This is a genomic window from Gorillibacterium sp. sgz306347 (assembly GCF_059735245.1).
On sequence record NZ_JCAPET010000071.1, the window covers coordinates 1 to 15,556 of the forward strand.

A 15,556-nucleotide genomic window follows, 5' to 3' on the forward strand; every position below is an offset into this window, starting at 1 on the left:
GATCGCCGTAAGCTGCGATAATGAATACCCGTACCCCTCCGTAATATGTGAGGAGTACGGGATTTTTACGTCAGCAAGCGTAAACATGACATGCGTACACGTGATAACTGCGGTTAATTTGCGGTCTTCACGCGTCCGGCCCCGGCTATTGATTACGTAGAACTGGCCGCGCTCGTCCTTTACGTAGCCTTTCAGCGGGAGTTTTTCACGAAAATCTGCGCTGGACATCGGCACGCGGAAGCTTAATGTATCGTCTGCGTTGATTCTCCGCGTGCGTACGACCGAGTCCGGATCAGCGTCGACGAGGACGCCGATACGTTGGCGCGAGCGGTCATACGACTGTAAATATTGCGTCAAGATTTCGGCCTCCTTCGTCAGTACAGATATTTATCACGGTGGGTTACACGCGTTAGTACGGTACGCTTCGATTCGTTATCTGTGTACGTTATCGCATTATCACCGAGGACTAAGCGCAAAAATTCGCCGTCAAACATGTGCAGCACGTTAACGCCGTTGAGCGTGATCGTCTGCGCAGCGGTGTCGATAACGATACGGTCACCGGGCGCGAAATTGCCGGTAAAATTTGCGACGTCAACGTGCGTAAACGTAGGCGTTGCCTCAACGGTAACTTTCGTCTCGACGGTTGCGCTCCTGAAAATCTCGCGGATATGTTGCGCCATCATCCATGTTGCGCTTTCGATCACTGCGCCTAGCGGAATTTCGCGTAAATAGGAAGTGTTCGTTTGCGTTGCTATTTCGAAGACAACAGAGGCCGGAAATTCAATGTTAATCCGTGCAGCAACGTCCGTTCGGGTTGCTATTGTCGCGGTAAAATATGCATCCACGCAGGCCGTACGGTTAAATGGGGAACGGTTAAACGCGATCATTCGTCCGCCTCTAACTCGGCCTCAACCGCGTTTTTCCACCGCAGAGGGACGGCAGACAATGTCCATAATCCCTTACGGATAAGATCGACATAAATACGTACCATTAGGCGTCACCTCCCGTCAAGAGAGCGGCGATTTCGGCCAAAGCGAGCTGCATCGCGTTAATATCCGCTGTTTGTGCGTCCGCTAGTTCGGCGAGTGCGAGTTGGATGGCGTCGAAGTCGCTCGGTTGTACGGGCGGATGCAACGCCTCGATCTCCTCCGGCGTCAGGGCCTCCACCCACAACGCCGGCGCTTCCGGCGGGGCATAGGCGGGCGGCGTGTACTCCGGCGGATCGCCGCGCTCGTCCTCCGGCTGGGCCGCCCATTCATCGTAGACAGCCGACCATTCGGCGTGCGCTGCTTCGACAGCTTGGGCATGGCCCTCCTGTGCCTCGGCTACGGCCAATTCGTAAGCCTCCCACGCGGCCAGGTCAAAGCGCGGCTTGTACAGCCCCGGAGTGACCGGCACGGCCACACGGTAACCGATCAGGACCGGCTCCGGCTGTTCGCCGTCCGGATCGCGTGCGGGCGTCTCATACAGCGGCGTGACGCCGGTTTCTGTGTCGGCTACGAGCTCCACGTCCGCATAGATTCCGGCGGGATCGGTTATGATTGCTTCTTTCATGGGCAGGGTCCTCCTTAGTCGAGAGTAAATGTCAGGTTATCCATTATGACAAATTCGCTAGTGCCAGAATTGATATTCCGAAGATCAACGTAGCCGCTGTCATTAACGGTAATGCGGCACAGCACTTCTCCCACGGTGCCACTTGACATGGATGTCGATCTAGTGGATGTTTTTACAGGTCTATATCTTGGTGTCAGCAAAAAAAGGCGTGTCCCATCCGCAAGCGCTCCATTACGAATAACACCTCGAAACTCTAACTGTCCGCCCGCATTTATACGGTAGCCAAATGGGGGATATGATCCGGCGTAGTCGGTCCACCCGTTAAGCAGCGTCGGCGTGATCCATCCCGGCTGCTCCGCGTCTGCTTTACCCGCCTCCAGCACGTCCACCCGCCCGGTCAGCGCTGTTACATCTGCGAGCGCTCCGTCTACAGCCCCTCGCAGGTTAGCCGCGCGTTGAGCAGTGATTTCCAGCGGAGCTAGTCCGGTCAGGTGCGTGTCCAGTGCGAGATAGGTAACGGAGTAGACGGCGGCGGGGTCATAGTCTGACGCTTCAAAATAGGCCGCTTCTAATCCGTAAATTTGTGCTGGATCTGGATTTATCCACTTGTGCCACAGGAGATCGAGGCGGGCGTCTCGATACATATTTACGATTTCCCGAGATCTAAATCGAAATTGAGAGTTGGTTGCCGTCCCATTAATGTCGTAATGGTTGGCAGCGATGGCAAAGCCGGGATGCGCCCTCTCCCGCACGATTGCCCCCGTACCCATCTCCAGCACGTTGTCGCCCTCTCGGAGCAGGATCGCGCCCTCTTGGCTGATCGGCTCATCGACGGGCGTCGCAAGCTGATACTGGAGGCGGTATGGTGTATAACCGGGCGCTGGCGCTGGTGGGAGAGTTCCTGTTGATCCTACTCCTGGCGTCGCAACCGCTACCCACCATTTGCCGTTACCGTCCGTCCGGTTATATGGTATCGGGTCGCCCGCCGGGTTGCTTACACCGTCGTACATCCGCCACCCGTTAAAATATGCCTTGATCTCGTCGGCAGACGGGTTGTAGTCCGGCCCCCATCCGCTGTCGGCGTTGGGAATCACCACATAAAAATTCCCAATGCCATTTAGCACAAATTCATCGTTTGCGGCTGGATCGGAAGCGTACTTCAGTGGTTTTCCGTCGTACTTTACAAGCAGATTGGTTGGCGTGTCATAAACGTTTGCTGTCAGGCCAGTAACCATCACTCGTTTGCCACCGGTAACGGGGTTTACATGCTTCCACGCCGAATCCCCCGTCAAATCCAACGTCCGCCGCACTCGGTTGATCCGCATCCGGCCGTCAGCATCTTGGTAAACGGTGTCGCCCGTCGCCGCCTGCACGTCCCACAGGTACATAGCATCCGTGGTCTCGACGCCCTCTTGGCGGTGGACATATACGCGGTCGACCGTTTGGATGCCCTCGGTGTACGGGTATTTGGCGGTTAACTGTGCAGCCGTTAGTGCGTCAAACGCCGTATATTCGTCATCGCTAACCTTATAAAGCCGCGCTCCATCAAACTGCACCCATTCAACCTGACCGACAGGAGTGGTGTTTTTTATTCGGATTTGTACTTGCGCGGCATCAAAGTTAAATTTAATAATCCACGTGCTGTTACCTGCATTCGCCCCTTGTTTTTTAACCGTTGACAAACCGGAGTTGTAAGCACCGACTAGTTCAACACCTCCGGATGCCCCCGAACTCATAGATACATCAACGAGCAAGACATACTTGCCCGGCGAGATAGCAGGGTAAATGCTGGCATAGAGGTATCGGTCTTGTTTGGTGTCGCTTGCTGTGGTTGTTATGCGTTGCGCTAGTCTGCCGTACTTGGCACCTGTCGCTTCCAACGTGGGTATCGCTCCCCCGAGTTCGCCAAATGATCCACCCCACCACCCAGCACCAATACCAGAGTGACTTGACGATGGAGTTTCAAAACTTCCATTCCTGCCGAACAGGTTGACCAACGTCCGGCCTGCGAAGCCAACACCAGACAGGCGGGCATCCCGTGGCGCTGTTACGGTATTTACTCCCGGAGACAACGTGACCGCAACGCTCGGAACGTCCGCAAGTTGCCCATCATGCTCCGCGATATTTCCGCGCATCGCATCCGCATCATAAGCCGTAAAATTACGAGCAACCTTCGCTCCAATTGACCACGACTTTGCAGTTGTGCCGTTAAATCCACGTGTAACCCCCGTTAATGTATTTCCGCTCTTTCCCGTATACAGCACGGTTTCCGCCGTCTCATCAACGCCAATAGTCGCAAGGTTAGGCGCGGCCGGCAGTTTCGACGCGTCGAGCACGGCTATTGACGTTGCTGTATTCGTAATTGCTGCGCTCAGTTCGGTTTGCGGACTGTTTGCGAGCGCTGGGTACATTTTCATTTGCGCCAAGTTTCGTCACCTCCTCGTGTTTACTGCGTAAATTTAACCGCGAGGCCGTCCACTAGAATTTTCATCCGGTCGCCGGTCTGGATTGTGCGCGGATTGTCGACGGCGTCCGTAAACAACAAGTTACCGCCCGTTGCTGCCGTTCGGAGTCCGATGTGTGTCACGAGACCCCAATTGGCTGAAGCGACAGGGAACGTTAGCTCCACGCTGTTTTTTACTGTCTGCTCTCCGCTAACCAAAGCCGGCGCTCCGAACGTTACCGCTTGTCTTGCGTATGCGCCTCCGCTCACTTCCGTGCCCGTGTCCGCTGCGGTCGGATCGGACGTATATAGCGCGACATATACCGTTGACGGGCCGGACCACGCGGTATTCCGTAAAATTTCGTTCAAAAGCACGGCCGACAAATAATTTGAAATTTGCATCGCCATATTTTCGTTAACCTCCGTTAATTTATCGTGTATTCGTGTGTAAGCATAAATCCGTGGATTACGTTGGCTCCCGTATTAACGAGCGTGATAACGGGTTCAGCCGCGACGTCTCCGTTAGACTTGACGATGATTGTCTGAGGATCGTTTGCAATCATCAACTCCATTACTTGCTCGGGGCCGACCGGCCAAGGGTCGTTCATCCGGAGCTCGACGTCAAAAAGGCGTGACCCGATTCCACCGCTGTTACCGAGCGTGCCTGCGTATACGCAGCGGTAGAACTTGCTAGGCATGTCCGTAAACTCCAACGTTAAAAGCCCGCGCTTGGCGTTAAACATGCGGGCAATCTGCGCGACCGTGGCGTGATAGTACGTCGGTCCCGCTGTAATTTCGAGCGTCAGGCCAACCGATCGCGGACCGTAGGATGCGCCGAAATCAAGCACGCCGTCAACGCCCGCTAGTTCTACGGTTTGCTCGCGTGTTGCCGGGAGGACCGGAAGTCTACGCTCATACAAAGAAGCCCCCAACGTCCGCACGGACACGCCGTTTACCTTTACGTCATAGTCCGTGCTCATAACGTTTTCCCTCCCGTAGCATACAGACGTTGAGCCAACCGTTCGCGCTCGCCGTAAAACGTCTTTGCTGCAAGTTGGTCCGCAATCTCGACGCTATCCGCGCTCATATCGATATTGTTGACGATATTCGTTACGGTCGCCGCAACTGCTGTTCGTTCAACAACGCGGGCAGGCGCAACAAATTCGGACACGACCGACGACGGGACGGACAAGGATTTTACCCCATAATCTTGAGGGATAACGAGTTTGCCGATATCCAACGGCATACCGTATTTGTCGCGTAGCGCCTGGTTTTCTGCATGGAGCCGGGCCATCTCCTCTTTGTCTCCGCGAGCCTTCGCTTCGTTCCACGCTTTACCGTTCGCGTTATACCGAATCGTGTCTGCATCGGTTTCCGCCTTTATGAGCGATGACATTTTTTCGTTATATTGCGTGAGAAATGCGTCAAGGTCCGAGAGAATTTGCGTATTCGCACGGCCAGCTTCCGTAATGCGGAAATCCGCGATTGCCGTTTCAATCGTTTTGACGTTGCCGGAGTACGAATCAAACGCGCCGATTAACGCGGCGTACTGTGTCTCTGTGCGCGTAATTTGGTCGTCGTACGCCTTTTCCTCTGCCGTCTGCTGATCCTTTAACGCGTCTTGCTGCGCGGCGAGCGAACGGTCGACGAGTTCCCGCTCGTGTTCGAGCTGCATCCGATCGATTTCTTTTTGCAACGCTTCACGTTCCGCAATACCCTCCGGACCGACGGCGGATTGTAATGACGCAAGTCGTGCGCGTTTTTCTGCAAGCTGCGTCTCGTAGTCGGCGTCGGCGTTAAACTCCTTCATACGGTCACGGAGCTCTTGGATTGCGTCGATTTCCGATTGATACCGGTCGGTTACCGCAGCCTTACGGTCCTTTAGTGCTTTAAGTTCCGCGTCCTTCGCCTTGCTAATCGCGTCTTTCTGCGCTTTTACGTAATCCTCTCCGAGTTTGGCCGTTTGGTCCGCGAGTGCATTTCGCGCTGAGAACATTTCTTTGTCTATCTGCTTCATAAGCTCAGCATTACCAGCATAATCCTTTGCAAGTTGCGCCCATTGTTCTAAGCGGTACTTCACGATGTCAGCCTCGGACTTTCCGGCCACTTCCATGCGTCTCATTTCGTCTTCAATTGCCCGCACCCGGTCTTCATAGGTTTTGCGCGTCAATTCCGCTGCGGCTGCGGCTTTTTCCTTCCGGGCTTGATAAACCTGCTCATCGGCCGCCTTGTATTCGTCGCTATCCTTCTTATACCGGCTCCGAACCTGCGTCCACAGAAATAGCTTTTGGTTAGCCATCTCGTATTCGTTCTTGCCGGCGTCTTCCATGCGTCGCATTTCCTGATCGATAACGGTCGTCGAGAACTCATATCGGGACTGTGCGGAATCTTCTTGGAGCCGTTTGACTTGCAGAAAATATTCCCGCTTTGCCTCGACATTCTTCTCTAAATACTCCTTATGGGTTTTACCGGCTTGCTCGTATGCCTTAATCTGCTCCTCTACCGACCAATCGTAGTATTCCGTGCGGAAACGGATCATTGCAATTTCGTCATCGTAGGCTTTCTTTCGGGCTTCGGCTTCGATTTCCTCCGCAGTTTTGCCGGATGCTTGACCGCCGCCGCCTTTGCCCTCGTCCGGCTTGTCAGTATTGATAGGGTCTTCGAATCCTGTCCCGCCAAGACTATAGTATCCCTTCTCGAGTCGCGCCGCCGTCTGCTCCATCTCTTTTATCGCGTCTGCTGACTTCCCCTGCTCGATGTAGGCGTTCCGTCTAGCTTTGAATACGCCTGTGGAAGCACTATTCATCGCAATGCCGGCGTCGTTATAATACTCGTCTGACTCGGCCATTTTCGCAAGAAGACGATCGTACTCAACAATTTGCGCGTCAACAGCAGCTTTTTGTGCTTTTGTGATGTTTATGAGACCGTCTACAAACGCTTTCTGCGATTTGCCGGCATTGGTAACCCACTCTCGGTCTGCGGCGATCTGGTCTTCTATGACCCCGATGTTCGTTATCCGGATTTTTCCGTTTTTATCCTGCTCGTGGCTGAGCGCCGGATATTCATCACGGAGCGTCTTTGTTAGGTCGACGAGTTCCTGCTTTTGTACCGCGTTAAGTTCCTCCAGTGCGGACAGTTCTTTATAACGCGCGAGGGCATTTTCCATCGACGTTACCTTTTCGTTTTTAGCAGCTATATTAGCAAGTTCTGCTTCCCTCTCATGAAACAGCGCTAGCGTCGACTGCTCTACCTCTTTACGCATTGTCCCGACTTTTTGCGTGGCATCCTCAAAACCATCGTAACCCATCTCTTTTAGAAGGTTGTCGACCTCCTTTAACGCTTCTTTAATTGCATTAATCTCTTCAGCTAGAGCTTCGCCATATTTCCATTCATTTCCGGTTAGTTTGTCCGCTTTCGCTTCCGCTTCCGCAAGGCGATTTTCCAGTTCTTCGCGATCATGAAGGACGTCCGTAACCTCTGTAATCTTGCTGCGCAGTTCTTCAAGGTCCGCCACCGAACGCGACATCGGAGACTTTTCAAGCAGTTCATTAAGCGCTCGCTGCGCCTCTTCGTGTTCTCTGACGGCATCAGCGGCCTCTTTTGATTTCCCCGAAAAATACCCGACGGCAGCCGATACTCCCGTAATCAAAAGCACAATCGCGCCAAGCCACGGAAACATTGTATTGACCGTGACCCCGAGCCCAACCATTGCACCTTTTAACGAGTTAATTAAGACGATTAGTCCGCCAACCGCAGCGCCAACCGCAATAAGCGCCGTAGCCGTAGCACCGCCTATTGTAATCGCCGTTTTCAGCGCAGGGCTTAAGGAGTTAAATCCGTTAAGCAGCTTCGTTATAATTTCGGCTGCGCCGCGAATCGCCGGAATCAGCGCGTCGCCGACGGAGATCCCCACCCCCTCAAGCGCGGACTTCAATTGCTCTGTGCTCCCTCTAAACGTATCGAGTTGAACGGCAGCTACGTTTTCGGCCGTCCCGCCGGCGTTTTGGAGCGAGGTGGTGTACGATTCCATCGCAGCCTGCCCATTCTGGATCAAGGTAATAAAGCCGGATGCTGCGTCTTGACCAACCAAGGTTGCGGCAACATCGGCTTTCTGAGCTTCCGTCATCCTCTCATAGGCGCCTTGCAGCTGGCCGACGATATCCGAAAGCGGGAGGATTTGCCCGGCCTGATCCTTTATCGATACACCCATGCGCTCCATGTAAAAAGAAGCCTCTTTACTCGGAGAAGCCAACGAAAGCAAAATTTCACGCAATTGTGAACCGGCCTGCTCTCCGTTTACTCCCGCGTTCGCTAATTCCCCTATGGCGGCCGTGGTTTCTTCCAGGGAGATGCCCATATTGGCTGCAACAGGCGCTACGTCGTTTAACGCCGTTCCAAGCTCGGTTACGTTTGCCTTCGAATCAATTGAGGCTTTCGCGAGCACGTCCGCGACCCGTCCACTCTCGTCCGCAGCGAGCCCGAATCCACGCAATATGGAGGTCGTAAAATCAGCAGCCATCCCAAGGTCCGTCTGAGAAGCCGCAGCCAGCGCAAGAACGCCGGGCATGGAAGCCATAATTTCCTTGGTGGAGTATCCCGCCCGCCCCAGTTTCGTCATCGCATCCGCCGCCTCGGCGGAACTGAAAACGGTCGCCGACCCGTACTCCAGGGCGGCTTGCCGAAGCTGCTCCAAATCCTGGCCGTTTGCATTCGTGACGGTCTTCATGCGGACCATCGAGTCTTCAAATTCGGAGGCCGTATTGACCGCCTTCATCGCGAGTGCCGCCAAATTGGCAGCAAGTCCCAGGCAGGCTTGTCCGACCGCCTGGATCTTTTCCTTGCTTTTTTCCGCGGAATCCGCCGCGCCCTCAAACTGGCTCGACAGCTTGCCGATATCCTTGCCCGCCTCGGCCAGCTCCCGTGTTTTGGCAATTGCCTTGTCGACCCCCGCCAAATACTTGTCCAGAGCGGCCTGCAACACGGTGTAAATTGTTCCTATATCCATTGTTCCGTTTATCTTCCTCACCCTCTTTCGGGCTGTCTGCTTGCCTCTTTCGAAAAGGCTTATTGCCCGGTTCGCAGCCGGTACTTCATCGCCTGGAAGCCGGCTTCGTCAAACTTCGGCTTGTTGTCCCGTTCAGCCCCTGCTTGTTTTTGCAGCCGGTCCACATATTGGCGATATGCATCCTTATCCGTTGTTTGCGAAATAATGGCCGTGTTCAGATCCTGCATGGCTCCTTCGGCTTGCTGCCTCTTATGGGCTTCCAGCACATCCAAAAGGTCCATGACGTAATAGCCTTCCTCAAATTCCACCTGCGTCTTGCCCAGCCGGACGGCGCAGTCCGTAAAAAACTCCGTTACGGTTAAAGTGCGTCCTCCTGCCCCGGTCTCCCCGGTTCGGCCGGAAGCCTGAGAACGCTCTGCACGTTTTTTAGCAGCGCCCCAAAATTGTTCGCCTTTGCCGTTTCGATAAAAAAGGTCGCGATCTCATCAAGAGCCGCGTTTTCCCGCAGCCAGTCCTCTTCGATGCCCGTGAGCAGGGAGACAATCCGCATGACGTCATCCAGCGATTCCTTCAGTGCAACCACAAAGAACCCGACCCGCTCCGCTTGAGGAGCTCCCATGACGGAAATAATCAGTTGGGGGAGAGCTTGGACGACGCCAAACAAATCCTGCCATTGACCCACGGTGATTTTCCGGACACGGACCTTTTTGGGCGAATCTCCTCCTTCCCCGAATGTAATACTGTCTGTGGCCAAGCGCTTGTTCAGCCGCATATTCTTCTCTCCTTCCGAATGGAAAAAGGCGACGGAAGAGTCCGCCGCCCAGCTTATTTCGCCGCCCCGTTAAGGGGTTGCCGTTACCGTTTCGTCGCCGAGGATCAGGATGTTCCCCTGGTCGTCCGGCGTCGAGCGAATGGTTACGTTCGTGATCCGTTCGTTTTCATTGTTGTAGGAATAGCTGAGGTCGGTTTCCGGGTAGGCCAGAGGCAGCGTCACCCAAAACGCAGGATCGCCCAGATGAGACAGCGGCTTGATCACGGCCTTTTTGGCCAGGTCCAGCAGATTGACGCCGACGCCCGTTTTAATTTCGATTTTCGAAGCGTTGCCGTTGGTAACCGTCGTCGCACCCGCCATAATTTTCGAGATCACGGAAAGCTGATACTCCCCGAACGGAATCGTAACGCTGGCCGAACGGCCGGTGACGCGTTTGCTGACCGGCGTGGTCCCCGTCTGATCGGTGAGCTGGTCCCGGTAGGTGGTTTCGGTCGTCAATACCACCCCGCCGATCGTGGTTTCAAACGTGACTTTATCAGCCCCGTCGCCATACTCCACCACTGCGGGCCCCAATTCGATTTTGCTGATGTCTTGCGCCATTTTGTTTTTCCTCCTTTTCTGATAAAAGCAAAAGCCCACCGGGGAGGCCTCCCAGCCGAATGGGCCATAAAGCACTCATCAATTGGAAAAGTGCTTCCGCTCTGTACAGAGGATGAAGTTCTCCTGAACTCCCCCTCATTAGGTAAGGCTTTGAGCAGATGCAAAATACAGCACACGACATTCAATGACACAAATTAGACACAAATATCCTTCGCATGTCCTATGGAGTAATAAGTTTTTCATGTCCCATTGCTATAGAAAAATCCCCTCTCCCACGGACACAGCAAAACCCGGTCCTGCCAATACCCATTTCCTCTAATTCCTTTGTTCCAACATCGCCAAAAAACGCACAAAAGTCCTCGCAGCAGGCAAGCCAATATCTCTTTGCCAGCTGACATAGCTTTGGTGTTCTTTTGAACAATTCATCAATCTTCACCTGGTCCTTTGTTTGTTTCTGTATCCTGAATTAAAGTACCATTAAATTTCTCGGCGGCCGTTCCATTCGCGAAGCATTCCAAACAAAGACAGTTTACCGACTCTTCGCAATACATTGTCGTATATTTTATTGGCTTACTGCTTTGCCGTGCAGCATTGGCAGAAGCCGGACCTATTTTTAATAAGGCCATTTTCATACAAATGGATGGGGATGAATACTTTTAATGATGGTCTTTTACTCATTGACTGCTCCTCCATGCAGATTACAAAAGGATTTAACAGTGTTTATCCATGTAAGAAGCACCGCCGCCCGACTAATATACATAATAACTGGAGGTTTGTATGATTCATTTGTAAGATGATGCGAAAGGCAATCTAAATATAAAAAAGCTTATGAAATTGTTTTGGTTACAATTTCATAAGCTTTCGTTGATGCCGGTGAGAGGACTCGAACCTCCACGGTTTCCCTCACGATTTTGAGTCGCGCGCGTCTGCCATTCCGCCACACCGGCATATCCTGTGCGCTATTTCCGCGTTTGTACCGCGCTTTATTCGGTTTACATCGTACGATTTGCGGTCAATCGACGGCAAATTAGACGTAAACGAATCGTGCGCAGCCGTAGTCGTACGCGCCACAGCGATATATAATATACCGCAAACATGGCGTATTGTCAAGCTTATAAACGAAAAAATAGGGTGTAACCCAAACGAATTCACTCCGCAAAGGTTACGATCTTTTCGTTATTCCCTCGCATTCAATGCCGCAGCCAACACGAGCCATACCTGAGTCGGCTCGCCTATCTTCGCCAACTACTCGTCGGACGTGATAATGCCGGCCTTCAACGCATTGGCGTAAATATCACGTTTCCATCGCGGTACTTCAACGTCGGGCTTAGTCTCCACTTTCGTGTCCTCCTTCCGCCTGAGTCCGTAAAACTCCGTGAGCCCAGCAACGATAGCGTCCGCGCATTTCCGGCGCTAAGCGTCCGATTTGAGGAGCGCGGCCTCCGTTTTATTCGTCATAAATACGCACTCCACGAGTACGGAAGTCATGTTCGTATAATTTAGCACGCCGACACTATCACGGTACATCATCCCATGATCGTTAAGGCCCGTAGCCGCTACGAGTTTCCTTCGCAACGTCTGCGCCAGGTTAACGGCTTCCGTGGGTTTACGGTAATCGACGAGCGATGTAATTCCGCCGGCGCTAGTCCATCCAGCCACTACCATACGCGTCAGCGTGGATCGATACGAAGACATTCGCTTCCCACGAATTAGTGTACTTGTATCACTCGTTTATCGGCACGTCCCGCGCCCCATCGTCAGCGTGTGTAAGTAACCTCTCAACTCCGTTAAATTTCGCGAGCCCATCGCGCACGTACCAGACGACTACGCTGTGGCAGTGCTTGCCGGGCGTTTGCGTGCCGTGGCCTGCGTCAATTACTATTTTCATGCGTTACTTGCCGCCTTTCTTCGGTTGGTTGCTGGGGTCACCAGGTTTAACGTAATTGTACGCGCCCGACGCCGTTAGTCAGACAACGGTGATAAACGCAAGTTTGTCCTGTACTACGTCCGGAAGCAAAACGAAGATAGCCGCGATGCCGATCGCGACCAGATGCGTCCATTTTTTCGGAATACCGAATCCTTTGACGACACCGACGTACGCAGCGACGAGCGCCGCAAGTGTGAGAATATCCTGCGTTTCGATTGGTCCATTAACGGTAAATCTTTTCTTTAATGTCGTGCACATCCGAAGCCAGCCCGTCGCATTGCTTCGCCAATACTTCGAACCGCTCCGTCAAACCTTCCGCCAGCTTCATCAAGCGGTCTTCCCGCGCGATTTTTCCGCGTGGAGCCGGTCGCGCTCCGTCCTAGCCTCCGCACTATTTCGTTCCTCCCGCGCTTTCGCCTCGTCTGCGATACGTTGCTTCTGCTTCCACAGCGCGTACGCAACAACGGCGGCGGCGAGCGCGAAGATTCCGTTTTGGGCAATCTCCGCCCATATCGTTTGTTCTACGTTAGTCGCCACCTTCCGGGTGGGCTTCGTATTCCGCGAGTGCCGGGTCAATCTCGTTATCGAGCGCTCGCAGTATGTCGGCTCTCTCGTGTACGTGCCAGTTTCCGGATATATCAACTCCGTCTTACTATTCGTAATACCCGAGATCGCCTGCTTTGCGAAAGCCTCAAATACATCCGTGCCGATACGGCCGGCGCTAAACACATTCTCAATCGCTGCGAGTCTTTCATTTCCGCATAAAGACGTGTACACAGCGAGCGGCCGTCGTCGTTAAACGTTGCGCTTGCGATATTTTTCCCGAACCTATACTCGTACGGCTGTGTCTGATTGCCAATCGACTTGCAGATGTGTAGTGTGTAGTTATCCGGCCCCACTTCCGCGCCGTATAGCGGGAGCGCCGCGTTCAGCGCTTCGAGACGTTAGTCCGCCCCCAATCGAAAACGTCCGCTAAGTCGAACGTGTCGTGGATCACGAACACCCGTTACCGCTTGTATGATCGCCGTAAGCTGCGATAATGAATACCCGTACCCCTCCGTAATATGTGAGGAGTACGGGATTTTTACCTCAGCAAGCGTAAGCATGACATGCGTACACGTGATAACTGCGGTTAATTTGCGGTCTTCACGCGTCCGGCCCCGGCTCTTAATTACGCAGAACTGGCCACGTTCGTCCTATACGTAGCCTTTCAACGGGAGCTTTCAGGAAAACCAGCGCTGGACATAGGCATGCGGAAGCTTAACGTATCGTCTGCGTTAGTTGATCGGAGAGCGGTTAAATGCGGACCTGTTAAAAACGTTATCTACCGCCTTTCAAACAAATAGCCTACGGAGTTACCCGAGGGCGCTTTGAGTTGTGTCAATTTGCCGGGCGTTCTACAATCTCCTTGAATTGATAAACATTTGTAATATTATTTATCTTATCGTCCTTAACCTCAAAACTTTTGATTCCATTCGTTTCGCCTATCTCGGTGATAAAAAATTTGTCGTCAAAAGAAGAGATATAATATGGCGTAGCTTCGAAACCAAACATATCATATAAGTCTTCGTACTCATTGTTTATTAGTCTATCTAAAGATTTTGTTCTAATGAACTCGGGAACTATCTCGCCAACGTTGTTTTGAGTGGATGTTAGGTAAAAATAACTTCCAATTTTAGTTATAAAGTTCATTTCCGTAATGTTTATTGGCACCTGGTATTCATCTACGACATTAAACTTAAAGCCTTTATAGTCTGTTTTATAGATATAACCAGTGCCAGAAATAAGGTACATATAACCATCAATTATGTTAAATGACCTTACGTATGCCTCTTTAATTACATCTATTTGGGTTGTGTTAACAACTTCCGCAACACCTCCGTTATTCTTCAGGACCCTAACTGTTCCGTCCCTTGAACTTAACACGTAAAACAATTTCGTATCTTCATCATACAAAACATAATGTGGCCTGATGCCGCCTTCGAATGTTTGTGTTTGTTTAAATCCGTCACCATCTTTTGTAAAAATCCTGATAGTACCATTCTCTGTGTCATCATGTAAGTAAATTTGCCCATCGCTTGCAATACTGTGTCCGCCATTAGTATCATCCATCATAGTTTTCCACTTGGATATGTTGGTTTCTATATTATCGTTATAAATAATGCGGCCATGCTTCAAATCGACGATAAAGTAAGTGTCTCCAACCTTATTAATGTGTGTGGGCAAAAGTAAAGTTTTTTTCCATTCTTCTTGCGGACTTACCAGAGTTAAAGCGTTTAGTGGGTCTTCGTTCCCCCGATTTACACACGCAGAAGTCATTAATATGCAAAGTATGAACAGTATGGTTTTGAAACATTTTTGCACTTTAGCCACCACCAATCCCTGGATGTAGAATCTCTATCTAACTTTAACATAGATTTTCCATGTTATCATTATTCAGGGTAGTATTCATATCGTCATCATCTGCCCAGCCATCAAACTTGAAATGGGTTATGGTTGACGAAGATGTGATGTCGCCTGGTGCAAACGCCCCTCGTTACCGTCACCAATTTCTGTTACAAACAACCTATCCTCAAATAGAGACATCAAATAAGGCGTTCTGTGTAGATGTTAGGTAGTAATACCCCCAACTTTTACCAAGCGTATTCATATCAGCGATCTCATTTAGCACAACATATTCTGAGTGCACAAAAAGTTAATTGACGCCCCCTTATTACCAAGGTCCATTAAATACAGTATCACGTTCCCCTTTATTGTCTTCTTCGTGATCATCTCATAGACGGCGTCGTGTCTACATACTGCTCTCTAATATACGCTTAAACTTGTTTAACTCTTGGCGGTAAAACGCCGCCGTATCCGCACTGATATTGCGTATACGTCCGTCGCGCATGAATAAGTCGATCGCGCTTTCGATGTCATCTACGGGATATATCGGCTTATGATCCGGCAGTAACTCCTCTTGAGTTAAAACGTTTTTCCTTCGTCCCATACCGCGCCTCCTGCGATTTACTTTCGCTGAGGTCGCGTGCGGCTACGTATTTCATCGCGCTTTATACTGCGCTTTATGAACACGAAAAAGCCGACTGTACAAACGTACAATCGGCGTTCAAATTAGTGCATAACATGACGAAAATATGACGAGTAACTTTGAGTCGCGCGCGTCTGCCATTCCGCCACACCGGCATAATGAACGTTTTGGGATAAGTGTAAATGGCGTGCCCAGAGAGATTCGAACTCCCGACCTTTTGATTCGTA

At 51.7% G+C, this 15,556-nt stretch carries 14 protein-coding genes, 1 tRNA gene and 2 pseudogenes; all 17 read right to left on the minus strand.

What is annotated here, in order from left to right; all coding sequences use genetic code 11:
• Window positions 1–357, minus strand: a pseudogene (locus tag AC6I6H_RS21550) (hypothetical protein); the annotation flags it as partial.
• 17 nt (window positions 358–374) lie between these two features.
• Window positions 375–887: a phage distal tail protein gene (locus tag AC6I6H_RS21555; protein ID WP_497956536.1), complete on the minus strand. Its 513-nt coding sequence runs from the start codon at window positions 885–887 to the stop codon at window positions 375–377.
• Window positions 884–991, minus strand: a complete 108-nt coding sequence (locus AC6I6H_RS21560) for a CD1375 family protein (RefSeq protein ID WP_497956538.1) — start codon at window positions 989–991, stop codon at window positions 884–886. Before AC6I6H_RS21560 ends, AC6I6H_RS21555 begins: the two co-directional genes overlap by 4 nt.
• On the minus strand, window positions 991–1,554 hold the full coding sequence (locus AC6I6H_RS21565; protein WP_497956539.1) for a hypothetical protein: 564 nt from the start codon (window positions 1,552–1,554) through the stop codon (window positions 991–993). Before AC6I6H_RS21565 ends, AC6I6H_RS21560 begins: the two co-directional genes overlap by 1 nt.
• A 14-nt stretch (window positions 1,555–1,568) precedes the next feature.
• Window positions 1,569–3,980 (minus strand): hypothetical protein, encoded by a 2,412-nt coding sequence (locus AC6I6H_RS21570; RefSeq protein ID WP_497956541.1) that lies wholly within the window; start codon window positions 3,978–3,980, stop codon window positions 1,569–1,571.
• A 20-nt stretch (window positions 3,981–4,000) separates the two neighbouring features.
• Complete coding sequence (locus tag AC6I6H_RS21575; RefSeq protein ID WP_497956542.1) at window positions 4,001–4,405, minus strand: phage tail fiber protein; 405 nt, start codon at window positions 4,403–4,405, stop codon at window positions 4,001–4,003.
• 17 nt (window positions 4,406–4,422) lie between these two features.
• Window positions 4,423–4,977, minus strand: a complete 555-nt coding sequence (locus AC6I6H_RS21580) for a phage tail domain-containing protein (protein WP_497956543.1) — start codon at window positions 4,975–4,977, stop codon at window positions 4,423–4,425.
• Window positions 4,974–9,002: a phage tail tape measure protein gene (locus AC6I6H_RS21585; RefSeq protein WP_497956544.1), complete on the minus strand. Its 4,029-nt coding sequence runs from the start codon at window positions 9,000–9,002 to the stop codon at window positions 4,974–4,976. Before AC6I6H_RS21585 ends, AC6I6H_RS21580 begins: the two co-directional genes overlap by 4 nt.
• Before the next feature lie 59 nt (window positions 9,003–9,061).
• On the minus strand, window positions 9,062–9,283 hold the full coding sequence (locus AC6I6H_RS21590; RefSeq protein ID WP_497956545.1) for a hypothetical protein: 222 nt from the start codon (window positions 9,281–9,283) through the stop codon (window positions 9,062–9,064).
• A gap of 77 nt (window positions 9,284–9,360) precedes the next feature.
• Window positions 9,361–9,774, minus strand: a complete 414-nt coding sequence (locus AC6I6H_RS21595; RefSeq protein WP_497956546.1) for a hypothetical protein — start codon at window positions 9,772–9,774, stop codon at window positions 9,361–9,363.
• A 69-nt stretch (window positions 9,775–9,843) separates the two neighbouring features.
• Window positions 9,844–10,374, minus strand: coding sequence for a hypothetical protein (locus AC6I6H_RS21600; RefSeq protein WP_497956547.1), 531 nt, complete (start codon window positions 10,372–10,374; stop codon window positions 9,844–9,846).
• 220 nt (window positions 10,375–10,594) lie between these two features.
• Window positions 10,595–11,006: pseudogene (locus AC6I6H_RS21605) on the minus strand (CbrC family protein).
• Window positions 11,007–11,242: 236 nt separating this feature from the next.
• Window positions 11,243–11,321, minus strand: a tRNA-Leu gene (locus tag AC6I6H_RS21610).
• A 466-nt stretch (window positions 11,322–11,787) separates the two neighbouring features.
• A complete protein-coding gene (locus AC6I6H_RS21615; RefSeq protein WP_497956548.1) occupies window positions 11,788–12,069 on the minus strand; it encodes an N-acetylmuramoyl-L-alanine amidase in 282 nt (93 codons plus the stop codon).
• 271 nt (window positions 12,070–12,340) lie between these two features.
• Window positions 12,341–12,559, minus strand: coding sequence for a hypothetical protein (locus AC6I6H_RS21620; RefSeq protein WP_497956550.1), 219 nt, complete (start codon window positions 12,557–12,559; stop codon window positions 12,341–12,343).
• Window positions 12,560–13,681: 1,122 nt separating this feature from the next.
• A complete protein-coding gene (locus AC6I6H_RS21625) occupies window positions 13,682–14,674 on the minus strand; it encodes a YncE family protein (protein WP_497956551.1) in 993 nt (330 codons plus the stop codon).
• 418 nt (window positions 14,675–15,092) lie between these two features.
• Window positions 15,093–15,290: a hypothetical protein gene (locus AC6I6H_RS21630; protein ID WP_497956553.1), complete on the minus strand. Its 198-nt coding sequence runs from the start codon at window positions 15,288–15,290 to the stop codon at window positions 15,093–15,095.
• Between the last annotated feature and the right edge of the window lie 266 nt (window positions 15,291–15,556).

What these genes read in the sequence shown, in the direction of transcription:
- AC6I6H_RS21555 (WP_497956536.1), bottom strand. Translation starts at nt 887, where the DNA reads ATGATCGCGTTTAACCGTTCCCCATTTAACCGTACGGCCTGCGTGGAT.
- AC6I6H_RS21560 (WP_497956538.1), bottom strand. Translation starts at nt 991, where the DNA reads ATGGTACGTATTTATGTCGATCTTATCCGTAAGGGATTATGGACATTG.
- AC6I6H_RS21565 (WP_497956539.1), bottom strand. Translation starts at nt 1,554, where the DNA reads ATGAAAGAAGCAATCATAACCGATCCCGCCGGAATCTATGCGGACGTG.
- AC6I6H_RS21575 (WP_497956542.1), bottom strand. Translation starts at nt 4,405, where the DNA reads ATGGCGATGCAAATTTCAAATTATTTGTCGGCCGTGCTTTTGAACGAA.
- AC6I6H_RS21580 (WP_497956543.1), bottom strand. Translation starts at nt 4,977, where the DNA reads ATGAGCACGGACTATGACGTAAAGGTAAACGGCGTGTCCGTGCGGACG.
- AC6I6H_RS21585 (WP_497956544.1), bottom strand. Translation starts at nt 9,002, where the DNA reads ATGGATATAGGAACAATTTACACCGTGTTGCAGGCCGCTCTGGACAAG.
- AC6I6H_RS21590 (WP_497956545.1), bottom strand. Translation starts at nt 9,283, where the DNA reads ATGGACCTTTTGGATGTGCTGGAAGCCCATAAGAGGCAGCAAGCCGAA.
- AC6I6H_RS21595 (WP_497956546.1), bottom strand. Translation starts at nt 9,774, where the DNA reads ATGCGGCTGAACAAGCGCTTGGCCACAGACAGTATTACATTCGGGGAA.
- AC6I6H_RS21600 (WP_497956547.1), bottom strand. Translation starts at nt 10,374, where the DNA reads ATGGCGCAAGACATCAGCAAAATCGAATTGGGGCCCGCAGTGGTGGAG.
- AC6I6H_RS21615 (WP_497956548.1), bottom strand. Translation starts at nt 12,069, where the DNA reads ATGTCTTCGTATCGATCCACGCTGACGCGTATGGTAGTGGCTGGATGG.
- AC6I6H_RS21620 (WP_497956550.1), bottom strand. Translation starts at nt 12,559, where the DNA reads ATGTGCACGACATTAAAGAAAAGATTTACCGTTAATGGACCAATCGAA.
- AC6I6H_RS21630 (WP_497956553.1), bottom strand. Translation starts at nt 15,290, where the DNA reads ATGGGACGAAGGAAAAACGTTTTAACTCAAGAGGAGTTACTGCCGGAT.